Annotated in this window: 13 protein-coding genes; 7 read left to right on the top strand and 6 right to left on the bottom strand. The window is 56.8% G+C overall.

The features are described 5' to 3' along the window. Nucleotides 1–59 precede the first annotated feature (59 nt). The 4 genes from MPRO_RS15325 to MPRO_RS15310 all read right to left on the bottom strand — a co-directional run bounded on the left by MPRO_RS15325 (nt 60) and on the right by MPRO_RS15310 (nt 3,672). Nucleotides 60–242: a hypothetical protein gene (locus MPRO_RS15325; protein ID WP_067294514.1), complete on the bottom strand. Its 183-nt coding sequence runs from the start codon at nt 240–242 to the stop codon at nt 60–62. 366 nt (nt 243–608) lie between these two features. Then, nucleotides 609–1,541 (bottom strand): sugar ABC transporter substrate-binding protein, encoded by a 933-nt coding sequence (locus MPRO_RS15320; RefSeq protein WP_067294510.1) that lies wholly within the window; start codon nt 1,539–1,541, stop codon nt 609–611. Between the two features lie 123 nt (nt 1,542–1,664). Then, a complete protein-coding gene (locus MPRO_RS15315; protein ID WP_067294507.1) occupies nt 1,665–2,606 on the bottom strand; it encodes a sugar phosphate isomerase/epimerase family protein in 942 nt (313 codons plus the stop codon). A gap of 52 nt (nt 2,607–2,658) precedes the next feature. Beyond that, entirely contained in the window at nt 2,659–3,672 is a 1,014-nt protein-coding gene (locus MPRO_RS15310) for a Gfo/Idh/MocA family oxidoreductase (protein WP_067294503.1), read from the bottom strand. A gap of 709 nt (nt 3,673–4,381) precedes the next feature. Here MPRO_RS15310 and MPRO_RS15305 point away from each other — a divergent pair. Further along, complete coding sequence (locus MPRO_RS15305; protein WP_067294500.1) at nt 4,382–5,425, top strand: LacI family DNA-binding transcriptional regulator; 1,044 nt, start codon at nt 4,382–4,384, stop codon at nt 5,423–5,425. A gap of 18 nt (nt 5,426–5,443) precedes the next feature. Here the strand turns inward: MPRO_RS15305 and MPRO_RS15300 are convergent, their stop codons facing one another. Continuing rightward, on the bottom strand, nt 5,444–6,466 hold the full coding sequence (locus MPRO_RS15300; RefSeq protein ID WP_067294496.1) for a LacI family DNA-binding transcriptional regulator: 1,023 nt from the start codon (nt 6,464–6,466) through the stop codon (nt 5,444–5,446). Between the two features lie 297 nt (nt 6,467–6,763). On the opposite strand from MPRO_RS15300, the gene MPRO_RS15295 reads away from it, so the two are divergent. The 6 genes from MPRO_RS15295 to MPRO_RS15270 all read left to right on the top strand — a co-directional run bounded on the left by MPRO_RS15295 (nt 6,764) and on the right by MPRO_RS15270 (nt 17,701). Then, nucleotides 6,764–7,936 carry a Gfo/Idh/MocA family protein gene (locus MPRO_RS15295; protein ID WP_067294492.1) on the top strand — a complete coding sequence of 391 codons (1,173 nt, stop codon included), beginning with the start codon at nt 6,764–6,766 and terminating at the stop codon, nt 7,934–7,936. 53 nt (nt 7,937–7,989) lie between these two features. Then, on the top strand, nt 7,990–8,931 hold the full coding sequence (locus MPRO_RS15290) for a sugar phosphate isomerase/epimerase family protein (RefSeq protein ID WP_067294489.1): 942 nt from the start codon (nt 7,990–7,992) through the stop codon (nt 8,929–8,931). Between the two features lie 114 nt (nt 8,932–9,045). After that, entirely contained in the window at nt 9,046–9,978 is a 933-nt protein-coding gene (locus tag MPRO_RS15285) for a sugar ABC transporter substrate-binding protein (RefSeq protein WP_067294486.1), read from the top strand. Nucleotides 9,979–10,882: 904 nt separating this feature from the next. Then, entirely contained in the window at nt 10,883–13,387 is a 2,505-nt protein-coding gene (locus MPRO_RS15280; RefSeq protein ID WP_067294483.1) for a hypothetical protein, read from the top strand. Between the two features lie 17 nt (nt 13,388–13,404). Beyond that, a complete protein-coding gene (locus MPRO_RS15275; RefSeq protein WP_067294479.1) occupies nt 13,405–15,270 on the top strand; it encodes a GMC family oxidoreductase in 1,866 nt (621 codons plus the stop codon). 16 nt (nt 15,271–15,286) lie between these two features. Further along, nucleotides 15,287–17,701, top strand: coding sequence for a patatin-like phospholipase domain-containing protein (locus MPRO_RS15270; protein ID WP_067294477.1), 2,415 nt, complete (start codon nt 15,287–15,289; stop codon nt 17,699–17,701). Here MPRO_RS15270 and MPRO_RS26195 read toward each other — a convergent pair. Next, a partial coding sequence (locus MPRO_RS26195) for a hypothetical protein (RefSeq protein WP_216821315.1) occupies nt 17,652–17,833 on the bottom strand: 182 nt, incomplete at its 5' end. The genes MPRO_RS15270 and MPRO_RS26195 overlap by 50 nt on opposite strands.

Genomic DNA, 17,833 nt, shown 5'->3' with positions numbered 1-17,833 from the left:
TCCATGGAATGAACAGGCCGGCAGTTCGCGGCAACAGATTAAGGACGCTTTGGATTGGCTCAGCAGGCCTGGCGCCAGAGGTCCTGCGTCTTGGCAGCACTATCGCCACGGCTGACTGGATAATGAATACGCATAGGGTCGGCACCTATATCTCGCAGCGTGTGACGGTCAATGGATACCGCTGCGGCGCAGCCCTGACGCAAGCTACGGAAAAGTTTCTGAATGCCGGGGATGAGTTTCATGGGTTTGCCTCCGCTGTGCGTATTAGGTGACGTCTGTTGGCTGATGCCCTTCACGGGCCAGTGCTAGTCGTCCAGTCGCCCGGCCGCTGAATCCGTTTCGTCAAAGTCGAAACAAACCGGTCGGTATGCTTGGAATGAATTTAACCATACCGATTGGTATGTGGTCAATCCCCAAGCTGCATAAAACTGACAGCAGCGGCCGAAACACCACAGCGGCGCCTGCGTATTTCACCCAGAGCCGGCGCAACACCGGGGAAAAATCGAGGGGCAAAGGGCAAGGGGCAAGACAAAAAAACGGCCCTGCCCCGCTAAGGGAAGGACCGTAAAAGTGACACAGGAGAATCCGCAGTGTGGGGCTGTACCCGATCAGTTGCGCTTGATGTACTGGTCCATGTTTTGTGGTGTTACCAGTTCAAACGGCACCCAGACTTTCTTGTCGACCGGCTCACCCTTGATCAGCTTGAGGCTGGTTTCAAGCGCACCGCGGCCCTGGGCCTCTGCGTTCTGAAATACGGTGACATCCAGATCACCGGCCTGCATGGCCGCCAGCGCATCGGCGGTAGCATCAATACCAGACACTATCACGCTGTCCATGCTGCGGCCGGATGCCTTAAGTGCCTGAATGGCGCCTATGGCCATTTCATCGTTGTTGGCGATAACGGCGTCAAACTCCAGACCCGCGGTCAGCCAGTTGGTCATAAGGTCGTTGCCTTCAGTGCGCATGAAATCTGCGGTCTGCTCTTCAACGATGACCAGGCCACTGCACTCGGGGGTGGCTATGACATCATGGATGTCCTTGGTACGCTGCAACGCGGCGTTGTCTCCCAGAGTGCCCATCATGACCACAACCTTGCCCTTGCCATTCATCAGCCGGCAGACTTCCTGGGTCTGCAGGGTGCCGGATTCGTCTTCGTTGGAGGCTACAAACGCCTGGCCATCGGGCAGCATATCAACGTTTATCGGACGTCGACCCACATAGACCAGTGGAATGCCCGCCGCGGCAGCATCGTCGGTAATGGCCTGGGTAGCATCGGAATCCACCGCATCAACGATGATGGCATCCACACCCGAGGCGATAAAATTCTGCACCTGATTCAGCTGCATGCCGACTTCGTTCTTGGCATCTTCCATCTGCACATCGACGCCGGCGTCATTGGCCGAGGCTTCAATGCTGTTGCGCAGCACCGAAAGAAAGTTGTCGTCGAAGCTGAACAGGGACACACCGATCTTGATCTCGGTAGCATACGCCGAGCCCGACAGCAGTGTGGCGGCGATGGCGGTTAGCAGTATTTTTTTCATTGTTGTTATCCTCGAACGATTGGATGAGCGTCAGTGACGCTCGTGGTTAACCTTGTACGGGGGTTATCCCCGATTCCAAACTGGACAGTGCGCAGGGTTTCACCCCCTGCGCCTGATCCACTATTACCGGCTGATGGTTTGCTTGAGCGCATCGATCGATGACTGGATGCCAGCCTCGGTCGACATGGTGAAATCCTCCATCTCCAGACTGACCCAGTCGTTGTAGCCCACCATGCGCACGACTGAGAAGAACTCCTTCCACCATTGCAGGTCGTGACCGGCGCCGACGGCGACGTAATTCCAGGCGCGATTGGCGACGTCATCAACACCCTTGAGTTCCAGCAGACCATTGACTTCGGCCAGACCGCGCTCAATGCGGGTGTCCTTGCCATGCACATGGTGGATCGCCTCGCCCAGCGCCCGGGCCCCGGCGATGGGGCAGGCGCCCTTCCAGAACAGGTGCGACGGGTCAAGATTCATGCCGACTTTGGGGCCCACTTCATCACGCAGGCGAAACAGAGTCTCAGGGTTCCACACCAGCATGGCCGAAAAGTTTTCCAGCGCGATTTTATCGACACCCGCCTGATCAGCGAGCTTCACCAGATCGTGCCACAACGGGAAAGCGCGATCTTCCCACTGGTAACGATCACGCTCAGGCATTTCGTTCGGCCAGCTCTTGGTGTAAACGAGCCAGTTTGGCACGCTGTCGCCCGGTGCCGCTTCCGGCAGACCCGACATGGCCACGATTTTACTGACGCCGATTTCACCGGCAAGCCGGATGCTATCCTCCATCTCCTTGCGATGACGTTTGCCCATCGCGCCCGGATCCAGCGGGTTGGCCGAACAGTTCAGCGCCGCAATTTCCAGCCCTCGGGCCTCAATTTCATTCAGCTTTTTCTTCAGCAGACCCTTGTCGACCAGCAGTTCATCGGCGCGAAAATGCGGCCCTTTGGACCAGCCGCCGCCGGTCATCTCCAGGCCTTCAACGCCCAGTGCCACGCATTTGTCGAGCATGTCTGTGAAAGACAGGTCTCCCATTACATCGGTACAGATCGAAAGTTTCATGCGGCTTCACTCAACTAGAGACGTTGTGGCTATTACATCAAGGGGGCCAGTATCAGCGCCCGTAAAACGCCGGGCGCTCGGGCAGGCTGATCGGCTCAATCTGGCCGCTGTACTTGGCCTTGACGCAGGCATCGGCAGTGAGTGCAACCACATAGCCATCCCAGGCACTGGGGCCGTCCATCTCGCCCCTGGCCGTGGCATTGATCCACTCCTGGAACTCAACCTCGAAGGCGTCGATAAAGCGATCCTTCCAGTCCACCAAAATCGCATGGCTGGATTTGGCCTGGTGGCGCAGGTGCACACTGGCCGGCTCCGGCAGACTGGCGATACCCTTTTCACCGGTAACATGACACTGAATGTCGTAGCCGTACTGGCAGTTGACGAAGCTTTCGATGGAAATATGGATACTCTGGCGGGTACGCAACAGGATCACGTGGGGATCCTGATAGCCTTCCACCCCAGCCTGCTGGCAGGGACGCGGCACTATAACCTGGGCGCTGACATAGTCATCATCCAGCAGCCAGCGCAGCACATCATATTCATGCACGCAGGAATCGGTCAGCGCCATATCACCGCTGAAACCCGGCGCTTCAGGCGCACGGTGAGCACAGTTCAGTGTCAGGGCGGCGCCGATAACGCCATCTGTCAGCACCTTTTTCAGCTGCCTATAGGATTGATCGTAGCGGCGCATGAAGCCCACCTGCACCAGCGAGCGACCCGCGGCTATTTCGGCATCGACGATCCTGCGGCAGCCCTCGGCAGTCACGGCCAGCGGTTTTTCGCAGAACACCGGCTTGCCCGCAGCAATGGCGGCCAGCACAAACTCCTCATGGGTCGGTCCCCAGGACGCCACAATAATGGCATCAACGTCAGGCGCATTGATAAGATCAAGACCCGTATCGTATACCCGGGCGTCTATGCCCTCGCTCTGCACAACCCCATGCGCCTGCTCGGCATTCACATCAGTCACCGCAACAATCCGCCCACCGGTGAGGTTACGCGTGATGCGTCTGATATGATCCTTGCCAATGGCACCAGTGCCGATAACGCCTATTTTCAACGTCATTATATGACCTATACAATTTTTATTGATTGGAGTTTTATGCTCTAGCTTATAACTAAATAATATTTAGATAACTGTATTTATTTACAAATATAATAAATTTCATTTAATTTTATAAATAAAAATAACGCCGGCATATTCACAAGAACGCTATTTAAACGAGTTAATACTTACCAATCGCCAGGGTGTCAAATAAGAACAGTTTGGGCAGCTGTCTTATTTCTCAGCGACCACTCCTTCAGTACCCGTTGGCTTGCCGCCTGCTGGGGCCCAAACGTTGGAGCCGAGGTGTTTGAGTCCATGTACACGCCGTGGCAACCATCGATTGTGAGACCTGAGACGCGTGGGCTGAAAAGTAACGAACGCAGGGCCGTGAAAAACTTCGGCATCAATAGAATTAATTCAGGAGTTACAGCAGCAGATAAAATAATACATAAGTGGTGTAGAGTTTTCATGAGTACATACCTCTTATTATTTTTATATACTGCAAGGCCGAAATATATCGTCACCTGGCAACAGAGATTGATTAAGTGACAACAATGAACGAATCAACTACAGAATGTGTCGCCACTCTTTTCCCTGAGGAGCTGCAGTGATTTAAGCACCCAGATCTTGATAAAACAATATCATCAAGATACATTGCATCAAAAGTATCACATAAATTTTCATCATAAATGATAGTTCTATCATCTATGATACTGGGAGATGCTCAATGTCACGCCCAACACTCGCCGATGTAGCACGCCAGGCCGGCGTAGGCGTCGCAACCGTAGACAGGGTCATCAATGGTCGTGCCCCGGTGCGCCCGGAAACCTCGCAGCGAGTGCTGGAAGCAGCCCAAGCCATTGGCTTCAGGGCCACCGGCCTGATCCGCGCTCGCATTGATCAGCGTGCCGGGCAATTCAAGCTGGGCTTTATCCTGCAGCGCCGCAGCGCCCCCTTCTATTCCCTGCTGGCAGACGCGCTCACCGATGCCACGCGCGCCAGCAGCGCAATTCAGGGACAGCCGGTGGTAGAGTTTCTCAACGAACTGACACCCCAGGCGGTGGCCGAGGCGCTGCTGTCAATGGGGTCTCGGGTCGATGCCCTGGCCGTGGTTGCAGCCGATCACCCCAAGGTCCGGGACGCCATCGAACAGCTGAATGCCAGGGGTATTCCGGTAATCACATTGCTCACAGACCTCAGTGCGACGCACCGTGTCAGCTATATCGGTATCGACAACCGTCGTGCCGGACGTACCGCCGCCTGGACCATCAGCCGCCTGAGCAAGGCACCGGGCAAGGTCGCGATTCTGGTGGGCAGTCACCGCTACCAGTGCCAGGAACTGTGCGAGGTGAGCTTTCGCTCCTATTTCCGGGAAAATGCGCCAAAATTTCAGATCGTAGACGATCTTATCAGCCTGGAAGACCCGGCCCTGGCGCAGGAAGCCACCTTCGATCTGCTGCAGCGCCACCCCGACCTGGTCGGCATCTATGTCGCCGGTGGTGGTGCCGAGGGAGTAATTTCTGCGCTGCGGGACAACCCGGCCACCCGCAGCATTATTACCGTCTGCAATGAGCTGACCGATCAGACGCAATCCGCTCTGGTAGACGGCATCATCGACCTGGTGATCTCGCACCCCCGCGATCGCCTGGCTGCCACTGCGGTGCAGGCCATGATTGACGCGCTGGAGGGTCGATCCTCTGGCGGCTCAGGCAATGAGCAGAGCGCTCAGCATCTGCTGCCGTTTGATATCCATATCGCCGAAAATGTGTAAAGGCGCCGGCGTATCTGGTTATGCTTTGCTCAGGTGTGACGAGCGCAGCACCAGCTGCCCCGGGAGCAGCAATTGCCGTACGGCGGAATCCCCGACTGCCAGCCTTCGAATGGCTTCATCCACCAACTGCTGCAGTGGCTGATGGTAAGTCGTCAGCTCATAGCTCGATGAGGCGGCCAGTTCAATGTCATCAAACCCCACCACGGCCAGCGGTATGGTGTCGGCGCGGTTACGCAGCGCATCCAGCGCACCTATGGCCAGGATATCGTTCTCGCAGAACAGCGCCTCTAGCCGCGTATCCGGCGCCGTACTGTCCAGATACCGGTTCAGTGCCTTGTAGCCATTCTCACGCGCATAATGCCCGGCATCCAGTACCCTGCTGAGCACCAGTCCGCGCTCGTGCAGACCCGCCTTGAAACCATCCAAGCGCTGTAGCTGAGTGGACTCGCTCACCGGCCCTGCCATGTAGCCAATACGCTGATAGCCCTGATCGGCCAGCAGCATGGCAATTTCATAACCCGCACGATAGCCATCGGTAGACACAACCTGGATACCCGGATTATCACTGTTGCGATACAGCACGATCAGTGGAATATGGCGAATATCCTGCGCCAGTCGCACCAGATCGTCGGTCAGCACGGTGCCAAGGAAAATAAGCCCGTCAATCTGGAACTGATCCGCCAGCGTCAGCGCTGACTTGTAGCTGTACTCCGAGGTGATGTTCAGCAACATGGGCATATAGCCCCGTCGCTGCAGCTGACAGCTGACCTCGTTCAGCACCTGCAGCAGGTTGGGGTTTTCCATCTCGTCGACCACCAGCCCAACCATATTGGTACGCTTTTTGGAAAGACTGCGCGCCAGCAAGTTCGGTCTGTAGCCCAGCTCCTCGGCAGCCCCGAGCACTCGTTCCAGGGCCCGGGGCGAGATAGACGCACCGTCCGTAAAGGCCCGGGACACGGTCCATTTTGATACGCCGGCCCGTTCGGCGACATCCGTTGCAGTGACCTTGCGGTCGGCGGACACAAACGTTTTTTTGGTCATTTCCAGACTACACCGTTGACATCCTTTCGAGAGTTGTCGTATTTTACTTGCAACCGGGTGCAATCGCACCTTTTTATTGACGACGCAGTGCACCCGGTTGCAAACAATGCTCGATCACAGCGACCGGGCATTTTTAATCTCCTGACTTGCAACCGGGTGCATTACCGGTCCCGGGGGACAAAACTCCCCCGGTATTTTCAGGATATTTTTTGCACCCGAGTGCAAAAAAACGGCGGAGAGCCTAACTGCAGGCATCCAGTCGCCAGCATCAGCGACATAACAAGAAGAGGTTTAGACATGTTGAACGGCGAAAAGAAAATTGCACGGCCGCTGCGCTGGGGCATGGTGGGTGGTGGCCGTACCGGCCAGGTAGGCTACAAGCATCGCACCGGTGCCCTGCGAGACGGTACCTACCGATTGCTCGCTGGCGCCTTCGATCTGGACGCAGCCCGCGGCCGTGATTTTGGAATCAACCTGGGTGTGGCCGAGGATCGCTGCTACGCGACCTATCAGGATTTCATTGCAGGCGAGACTGCACGGGAAGACGGCGTCGAAGTTGTTTCAATCGCAACGCCCAACTTCACCCACTTTGAGATCACCATGGCGTGCCTGGAAGCAGGCCTGCATGTAATCTGCGAAAAACCGCTGTTCTTCAGCGTCGCCGAATGCGACGAGGTGGCGAAACTGGCCGCGGACAAGGGCCTGATCCTGGGCGTAACCTACGGTTTCACCGGCCACCCGCTGGTCCACCAGATGGCCGCCATGGTCAAAAAGGGCATGCTGGGCGACATCCGTATCGTCGATATGCAATACACCCATGGTTTCAACTCGGGCGACGATGTGGGTGCGGGCGAGGCTGTAAAATGGCGCACCAACCCCGAAACGGCCGGCCCGACCTTTGTTCTGGGCGATATCGGCACGCACCTCTACTACCTCAGCGAGCTGGTGCTGCCCCATATGAAGATCGAAAAGCTGCTCTGCGACCGCAAAGCCTTTATTCAAACCCGCGCCCCGCTCGAAGACCACGCCACTGTGCTGACTCACTACGATAACGGCGCCCGCGGCCGCCTCTGGGCGTCTTCGGTAAACGCAGGCAACATGGGCTCCCAGCGCTACCGCTTCGTCGGATCCAAAGCTTCAATCGAATGGTCCGATGCGCAGCCCGACCAGCTGATTTACGAAGTACAGGGTGAACCGAACCGCACCCTGCACCACGGCATGCCCTACCTCGAAGAGGAGAGCCTCGCGGTTGATCGCATGGGCGCGCTGCACACCGAAGGCCTCGGTGACAGCTGGGCCAACATCTATCTGTGGATTGCCCAGGCCATCGACGCCAGGATGCGCGACGACGAAGCCTTTCTGCAAACACACCACTACCCAGGCATCGAGGCCGGCACCCAAGGCGTGCGCTGGCTCGAGAACTGCGTGCGTTCGGCCGAAGCAGGGGCGGCGTGGGTCGAGTACACCTAAGCACTCAGTCAGCCGCGCACCCATAACAATCGATAACAAGAGAGCGACCCAGTATGAAACTTTCCATCTGTACCGATGTAATGGCCGACCTGTCCTTCACACAGATGCTCGACAAGTGTGTAGCGCTGGGCGTTGAAGGCCTGGAGATGACCGGCGGCGGCTGGTCCGCAGGCCCGCATTTTCGTGCCGATGAACTGCTGGCCGACCGGGGCCTGCTGAAAAACAAACTCAAGGAGATCGAAGCCCGCGGCCTCGAGATCGCCGCGCTGAACTGTTCGGCCAATCCCCTCGATCCAGGCGCAATGGGCGAACGTCATCGCAAGGAAATGGAGCAGACCGTCTGCCTGGCCGGCGAAATCGGTGTTAAAAAGATCGTGACCATGTCCGGACTTCCGGCCGCAGCGCCTGGAGACAGCGTGCCGAACTGGCTTGTCTACACCAAGAGCTGGCCCAACGAGATGCCCGAGCGTGACCGCTATCAGTGGGAAGACTGCGCCTTTCCGCTCTGGCACCGCCTGGTGAAGCTCGCCAACGAGGCCGGTGTCGAGAAATACGCGCTGGAGAACTTCTCGGCCATGCTGGTATGGAATCCGGAGACCCTGTTCCGGCTGCGCGACGAAGTCGGTCCCAAAGTCGGCATGAACCTGGATCCATCCCACCTGTTCTGGAAGGGCGCCTGCCCCATCGCCGGGGCCCGGGCGCTGGGCGAGGCGATCCACCATGTGCATGGCAAGGACACCCGCATTGAGCGCGGTCTGGCCGAGGTCAATGGTCTGCTGGAACTCAAGGGTGTTGATGACGTCGCCAATCGCGCCTGGAATTACGTCGCCGTCGGCGCCGGTCACGACCTGCAATGGTGGAAGGAGTTCTTCTCAGTCGTGCGCATGCAGGGCTACAACGACTGGGTCAGTCTGGAGATGGAGGATTTCACCATGTCGACCGAGGCTGGCATCCAGTCGTCGATCGATGCCCTCAAGCAGACCATCAGCCGATAACACAGGTATAGGGTGACCGGCAGTATTACCTAGCAGCCGGTCATTGTTTCCAAGGCACAGAGCCAGTTGCCTCTGTGCCTAAAGCACCACAACTAATACAAGGAAAACAAGAAAATGAAAAAACTCACCCTCGCAACCCTCGGTGCCTGCATGCTTGCAGGCTCTGTTGCCGCGGCCGAACTGAATATCGGCGTCGCAATGTCGACCTTCGATGATAACTTCCTGACGGTGCTGCGTACCGGCATGGAACAGCATGCCAAGGACGCCGACGTGTCCCTGCAGATTGAAGACGGCAAGAATGAGGTCGGCACCCAGCTGAACCAGATTCAGAATTTTATCGCCTCCGGCGTGGATGCCATTATCGTCAACCCGGTGGATACCGATGCAACCGTGGCAATGAGCGATGATGCCGCCGCCGCAGGTATTCCGCTGGTATACGTTAACCGCCAGCCGATCAACGTCGACATGCTGCCCGATAACCAGGCCTTTATTGCCTCTAACGAAGTCGACTCTGGCACCCTGCAAACCAAAGAGGTCTGCCGCCTGCTCGGCGGCAAGGGCAAAGTCCTGGTGCTGATGGGAGCACTCACCGATCAGGCCGGTATTCAGCGTACCAAGGATATTCATGACGTCATCGCCACACCCGAGTGCTCCGGCATGGAAGTCGTAGCGGAAGAAACCGCCGAGTGGCAGCGCACCAAGGGCAACAACATCATGACCAACTGGCTTTCATCCGGTCTCGAGTTTGATGCGGTGATTGCCAACAATGATGAGATGGCCATAGGCGCGATTCAGGCGATGAAAGCGGTCGGCGCCGATATGAACAGGATAGTGATCGCCGGTATAGACGCCACCCAGGATGCCCTGCAGGCCATGAAGGCGGGTGATCTGGACGTCACTGTGTTCCAGGATGCAGCCGGTCAGGGCAGTGGCGCCATTGATGCGGCCATAAAGCTGGCCCGAAACGAGGACGTCGACCAGAAAGTCTGGGTACCCTTCAAACTGGTGACCCCTGAAAATATGGATGAATACCTGAATCTAAACTGACCTTCAGCTACTGAACCGCACACAGCGCCCGCTACAGTGTATTCAAGTACTGCAGCGGGACTGCATTAACCCGTCGCCGCCATATTTCAACGTCCCAGCATTAACTTTCTGTCTCTTGCCCAAAATCCCCGTTTTGTACTTTTGCGCCTTAAATCAATTCGACATAATCGAAATAATATCGTCTCTATTCTGCTACAGGGAAATTTATCATCTGCTGCCATAACCTGATTGGGCGGCCAGAAAAAACGTGAAAACGGGTTCTAAAATCGACGCTTTTTCGCGACACCAGCGAAAACAGATGCGAACTTCTTTTCGCTCAAGCCCCGCGCCAATGAATTTCAGCCGATCAAGTCGCCTGGGGCACCGCACAGCAAACCCACCACAAAACTCATCTAAACCACGAAATCGCCATTCACAGGCCTATTAGCTAAAAATAATTTTATTCATATAAAACAATAAATTAAAAAATTATTACCCATATCAACAATTTCAAACACTGAATTTTTTTCATGAATTAATCTAATTTTAATTAGAACTTAACCAGGGTGTTTAATAACTATAAAACCTATTTAAAACAGTCGTTTAAAACATTATTAACTCAAGCCACCTCACCTATAGATGATTTTTATTGAACTTTTACAATCACATCAAACTTGTTCCAGCCCGCCGCAAATTTCGACTTCTATTTTGCAACTATACTTGGCTCATTGTTCAAATGAACGAAGGTCACGGAGGCAGGGATGCGTTCTGTTAGTCAGCTTAAATTCTGCAATTTTTCAAGATACCTGTGTGCTGCTTTAGCACCGGCCAGGGCCTCCCCTGCCCCATTTGCACCGAATATGCCCCTGTCGCTGTGCGATCTGCCCATATGCTGCGTTACCCGTATCAACACGGAGCTTTTGATATGAAGTCGATCAGAACCCCCTTTGTTTTAGGCATGCTGGCTTTGCTGGTATCGTCCTGCTCAACCCAGCAAAGCCTCTGTGGCGAAGGCGCCGGCAATGTGCGGGACGAGGCGCTGTGCGTCGGCCGCTTGGCCGATTCCCTGCAAGGCTCAGAAGAAGACTACTACGCCGACATGGATTACGGCATCAGCAAGGACCCGGTGGAAGTAGCCCGCAGGCTTGATCCTTATATCCCCGGCATCTCACCCCAGGAGGCACAGCAAGCCATAGTGCGTGGGCGTAACAACTGGGTCGTCTGGACCGCAGGCAACGATGCCCTCTGGAACGAGATATCCAACATCAGTGTGGGAAACCTGGATTTTCTCAAAACCGTATCCAACCACCCCAGCCTCAAGTTCAGCCGCGATAACCGCTGGCAGTATATGGGCGTGGTGAACGAGCCCTGCTACATCAAGGGCGATGCGCCACGCCAGGACCGCTACGGCCTTTGGCTCGATCGGCGTGATCCCTCCTGCGGGCCGGACCCGTTTGAAAACGAAGACAAGTACCCCGGGGTCAAAATTGGCGCCCGCGGCGATAATATTCCGGCCGGTTCCTACTACGGCTACGGCACTGGCATTGTCGGCCTGCGTCTGTTCCCCAACCCCGACTTTGACGCCCAGGCCGAAGCCAACTGGGATGCGGAGCGCTACTACAATGACCGCAGCTACTATGCCAGCAAGGATCTGGTAAAACCCTATCGTGTCGGCATGTCCTGTGGCTTTTGCCATGTAGGCCCCAACCCTTCAAATCCGCCAGCAGATCCGGAACATCCGAAATGGGAGAACCTCAACTCCAACCCGGGCGCACAGTATTTCTGGGTTGATCGCATCTTCATGTGGGACGCGGACCCCAGCAGCTTCGCCTATCAGCTTTTCCACACCTCACGCCCCGGCGCCCTGGATACCTCGCTGATTTCATCGGACTACATCAACAACCCGCGCACCATGAACGCCATTTACAACCTGGGCGCACGCATGGACGTTGCATCCCGCTACGGTCATGAAGAGCTTGCCGGCGGCGGGCTCAACAACCGTCAGTTCAACGACCTGGCGATTGTGCCGCCCTCAAGCCCACTGCAACAGTTTTACCAGGCACCGGATCAGGTGCTGACACCCCGCGTACTCAAGGATGGGGCAGATTCGGTGGGGGCGCTGGGCGCCCTGAATCGGGTCTATATCAATATCGGCCTGTTCAGCGAGGAGTGGCTGCAGCACTTCCGCGCTTTGCTCGGGGGCAAGAAAATCACCCCGTTCGAGATTGAAGTCGCCCGCAAGAATTCCAGCTACTGGAATGCCAACGAAGCCCAGACACCGGACGTAGCGCTGTTCTTCCTCGCCTCGGCTCAGCCAGACTACCTGGCCAATGCCCCCGGCGGCGCGGCCCACATGAGCCAGGATGCCAACGAACTGGAACGGGGCAAAACCGTGTTTGCCGACACCTGTGCCCGCTGTCACTCCAGCAAGCTGCCGGAAAAAACCGCCGAGTTCTTCCCGGACAAGGGCTGTGTCAGCAGCAACTACCTGCAGTGCTGGAGCCGTTACTGGACCTGGACCCAGAGCAGCGAATTCAAGTCCATGATGCGCCCCATAGTCCAGTCCGACGACTTTCTGGACAACAACTTCCTCTCCAGCGAAATGCGGGTGCCTGTGACGCAGCTTGAGACCAACGCCTGCAGCCCGCTGGCCACCAATGGCCTGGAAGGCAATATCTGGGACAACTTCACCTCCGAGTCCTACAAGGGCCTGCCCGCCGTCGGCAGCATACGGGTACAGCACCCCTATAGTGGCGAAGTACGCGACTATGTAATGCCCGCAGGTGGCCGCGGCTATTCCCGCCCCGCCTCCCTGATCAGCGCCTGGTCCAGTGCGCCCTTCCTGCTCAATAACAGCCTGGGCGAGTTCAAATGGACAGGATCAGTGGATGACCGCATGGCCTCCTTTGATGATGCCATCGAGAAGCTGCTCTGGCCGGAAAAACGTGAGGGCGACTTCAGTGTTGTTACCCGCTCTGGCAAGACCCACCCGGGGATGATCGACAAAACGCCGGCCTCGAGCTACCTGCGGGTAGACACAGGCTATCTGCCGGACTTTCTGCAGACCCTGCAGGGGCCGCTGAGCCGCTGGCTGCCCTGGCTGTTTGGTGAGGCTGGCGTGGAGATCGGGCCCATCCCGGCCGGCACACCCATCAACCTGCTGTCCAATATCGACATGGAGGAACGCGGCAAGGTCGTCAAAATCCTGCTCAAGGCCAAGCGAGATCTCAAGGCTCTGCCGGAAAACGCCACCGATGAAGATGCACGCCGCGTCTTTGCCAACCTGGTAGATCCGCTGCTGGACGTCAGCAAGTGCCCGGACTACGTCGTCAACAAGGGCCACTACTTCGGCACCAACTATCTGGTGGATGAAGAAGGCCTCAACGACAACGACAAACAGGCCCTGATCGCCTTTTTGAAAACCTTCTGATCCCGGAGCGGCGAACCATGAGTACTGAATATGACTATATAGTGGTGGGCTCCGGTGCCGGCGGCGGCACCGTCGCCGCCCGGCTGGCGGAAAACGGCTGCTCTGTACTGGTACTTGAAGCCGGCGGTGACCCACGCACCCTGACGGGCGGCGACGCCCTGTCCGACGACAACCGCCTGCCGGAGGACTACGACGTCCCGGTATTTCACGCCATAGCGAGTGAAAACCGCGCCATGAAGTGGGACTTCTTTGTACGTCACTATGGCGATGACGCCCAGCAAAAAAAGGATCCAAAATACACTGCCAACTACGAAGGCGAAGATGTCGATGGCGTGCTCTACCCCCGTGCCGGTTGCCTGGGGGGCTGTACGACCCACAACGCCATGATCACGGTCTGCCCCCACAATGACGACTGGGAGCATATAGGCCGCATCACCGGCGATGACTCCTGGAACGCCCGCAATATGCGGGGCTACTTCCAGACACTCGAAAACTGCCACCACCGCCCGGATCACCGTTTGCTCAGCCGCCTGTCCAACCCCAGCAAACACGGCTGGAAAGGCTGGCTGCACACCGAGAAAGCCATCCCCAAAAGCGCACTGGGGGATGGCGACCTGGTAAAAACCCTGGTCAGTTCTGTAGAAAGCGCTTTTTCTCAACTGGCCGAGCCCTTCAAGCGCGGCGAGTGGCTGCGCCAGGGCAGCGGCGATCCCAACGACTGGCGCCTGGTAAAGGACAATGCCACCGGGCTGCGCTATCCACCGCTGGCGACCAAAAATCACCAGCGCATGGGCGCACGGGAGCGTCTGCTGGATGTGCAGCAGGCCCATCCCGACAAACTGCATATCGAACTGGATGCCCTGGTGACCCGCGTGCTGTTCGATGATAGCAAGCGCGCCATTGGCGTCGAATACCTCAAGGGCGCCCGCCTGTACCGGGCCCACTGCCAGCCCCACGGCGAGAGCACGGACAAGCGCCAGGCCTTCGCAGGCAAAGAAGTGATACTGGCAGGTGGTGCCTTTAATACCCCCCAGCTGCTGATGCTGTCCGGCATAGGCCCGCAGGACGAGCTGAAAAAGCATGGAATAGAGGTACGACACAACCTGCCAGGCGTCGGCCAGAACCTGCAGGATCGCTACGAAGTGGGTGTCGTCAATCGCATGAGTTTCGATCACTGGGAAGTACTGGAAGGCGCCAAATATGCCAAGGGCGATCCGCAGTACAAGGAATGGGACGAGAAACGTTCGGGCGTCTACACCAGCAACGGCGCCGTACTGGCGGTGATCAAGCGTTCGATGCCACAGCGCCCGTTGCCAGACCTGTTTTGTTTCGCCCTGCTGGGTCTGTTCAAGGGCTATTTTCCCAGCTATTCAAAACTCCTGGCTGAACACCTGAACTACCTGACCTGGGCCATTCTCAAGGCCCATACCAACAATACCGCAGGCTCAGTGACGCTGCGCTCCGATGACCCCAGGGACAAGCCCCATATCAACTTCCGCTATTTCGACGAGGGTAACGACGCCAGTGGCGAAGACCTGGAGTCCGTGGTTCAGGGTGTCAAATTTATACGCAGCCTCACTCAACCCCTGAAGGACAAAGGGCTGATCGCCGCAGAAGAAGTGCCCGGCGAAAACGTTCAAACCGACGAACAAATACGCGAGTACATCCGCAACCAGGCCTGGGGCCACCATGCCTCCTGCACCTGTCCGATCGGCGCCGACGACGATCCCATGGCCGTGCTGGATAGCCAGTTCCGCGTACGGGGTGTCACTGGCTTGCGAGTGGTCGATGCATCAGTTTTTCCGCGCATCCCGGGCTTCTTTATCGTCACCGCGATCTACACCGCGGCCGAGAAAGCTGCTGATGTGATACTGAATCCCTAACCCAGGACGTATTCAAATGGGGCTGTTCAAACGTTTGCTGGAAAAATTTGGCTTTACGGAACCTGCGTCTCTAAGCGCCGATGAGGTGATGGCGGCGGAACGAAAACTGATCGAGAAAAACCTGGCCCGCAGCTTCGATGCGCAGCACCAGGAGTACCTGAAAACCGATTACAAAGACTTTGTAGAACTGCAGTACAAGGAGTATGTGCGCGAGCACTACACCTACATGAAACCGGAGAACTACCCCCACAAGCAAAGGCCCTGGTACGGTCTGGCGTTGTCCGGTGGCGGCATTCGCTCCGCATCCTTTGCCATAGGCGTGATTCAGGCGCTGCGTAACCGCTTTCTGGTGGAGGGCAAACCCACAACCTTCGACAAGCTGGCCTATCTGTCCACCGTTTCGGGCGGTGGCTATACAGGCGCCGCACTGAGCTGGTATCAGAAAATATTCAGGGTCTTCCCCTTTGGGGAAATCGACAGCTATTCCGGCAGTAAATACAGCACAGCCCCCGGCAACAAAATCCTCAGCTATATCCGCCAACACGGAAAATACCTGACACCGGCCCAGCTGGGCATCGCCTCCCTGGCAGGCTCTGTACTGCTGAGCGTTATTCACTCGGTAGTGGCTTACACCCTGCTAATCAGCCTGGCTATGTTTCTGCTTTCCTTGGTGCTCACCACAGGTGTACTCGACCCACTGCTCAACCTCACCGCCATCAACACCGCCAGCGTAGAAGGCCTGCTCCGCAAAATTCCCGCCAGCATTTTCACATTACAGGCGGAACACCTGGAAGTGCTGCCCCACAGGGTCGAGTTTTCCGTGTTTTTTCTGCTAGCCGCCGCGACCATGACCGGGCTTTTTCTGCTCACCGTTTTCGGCTATGCCATAAGCACGGTATTCCAGACGTTCTTTGCCCACGCCTACTGTTACCGGGTCAAGGTGCAGCGCAGCCTTGGCTTGCTGCTCAAAGGCATTGCGGGCTCGCTATTTTTTGCCGCCGTGCCCCTGGCCGCCCTGCTGGTATTCGGCGCAACCCTGGACCTTGGCGACAAGGGGCTATACAGCTCAATGGCGTCCGGGTTGGCCGGCATACTGCTGTCCATCCGCCAGTTTCGCAAGAACACCGAAGCAGGCAACGAAAAGCAGAGTACCCAAGGAGGCTTCACTCGATTTCTCACCATTATCAGCACCCTGGCCTTTATCTTCTTTATCTTTCTGGCCGCCTATATTTTGGCCGAAAGCGTACATAAATTGCTGCGCAATGACGCAGACTCCTACTGGCCAGTACTGTTTATCCTCGCCGGGCTGACAATTCCGTTTTTCGTCAATATCAACCAGGTATCACCCCACAAAATGTACCGCGACCGCCTGATGGAAACCTTCCTCAAGGCACCCGCCGTAGATCCAACGGCACCGCTGTGCCAGCGCGGTGCCAGGGCCAACACCACCACTCTGAGTGATATCGCCGCCTCCGACAACTGGTCGCCCTACCACCTGATCAACTGCAACATCATCCTCAATAACGCCATAACACCCCGCTATCGCGGCCGCCTGGGGGACAGTTTTCTGCTGTCTTCACTCTATTGCGGCAGCGACGCTACTCACTACACGGGCACCGACAAGTTCGCCGGCGGCAATATGACCCTGGCAAGCGCCATGTCGATCTCTGGTGCTGCCGAAAATCCTCACTCAGGTGTATCCGGCGCCGGCGGCAGCACCAATCCATTCATGTCGTTTATCCTCACCTTTCTGGGACTGCGCCTGGGGTACTGGGCCTACAATCCCTCCACGCCCCTGCACGCCCTGCAGAAATTCATGCGCCCCAACTATTTCTTCCCGGGCCTGCGCAGCCTGCTTAATTTTGGCCACGCCGAAGACAGCCTGCTGGTTGAACTGTCCGATGGCGGTCATTTCGACAACACAGGGCTCTATGAGCTGGTGCGCCGGCGCACACCGGTGATTATATTGTCGGACGGCGGCGCCGACCCAGACGCCACCTTCGATGACTTTGGCAACGCCATCGAACGTATCCGCGTCGATTTCGGTATCTCCATTCGCTTTCCCAACGCCAAGTTCGACCTTTCAGGCGTACTGCCCGGCAGCAGCGCAGCCGGCAGCGAAAACCACGAACGCATGTACGACGAGAAATACCAGTTGTCGCAACGTGGTTTCGCCATCGGCGACATCGTCTACCCAGACGCCGGTGAGCAAAAAGCCTTTGTCGGTCGCTTTGTCTATATCAAGGCTTCCCTGACGCGGGATCTGCCCGGCGATCTCTATGCCTACAAGCTGGCCAACCCCAGCTATCCGAACCAGCCGACCGTCGATCAGTTCTTTGATGAACGTCAGTTCGAAGCCTATCGTGAATTAGGGTATCAGCTCACCCGACAGATGATCGACAACAAAGACGCCATGAAACTGTTGCCCTGAGGAGATCCACGACGAACGCCAGTTCGAACACTAATGCCGCGAACTCGGCTATCAGCTCACCCGACAGATGATCGACAACAAAGACGCCATGAAACTGCTGCCCTGAGGTGTTCCACGACGAACGCCAGTTCG

It is taken from the genome of Marinobacterium profundum (genome assembly GCF_001528745.1).
GTDB classification, from domain to species: Bacteria; Pseudomonadota; Gammaproteobacteria; order Pseudomonadales; family Balneatricaceae; genus Marinobacterium_A; species Marinobacterium_A profundum.
This window is presented reverse-complemented; position numbering and strand designations above follow the sequence as displayed.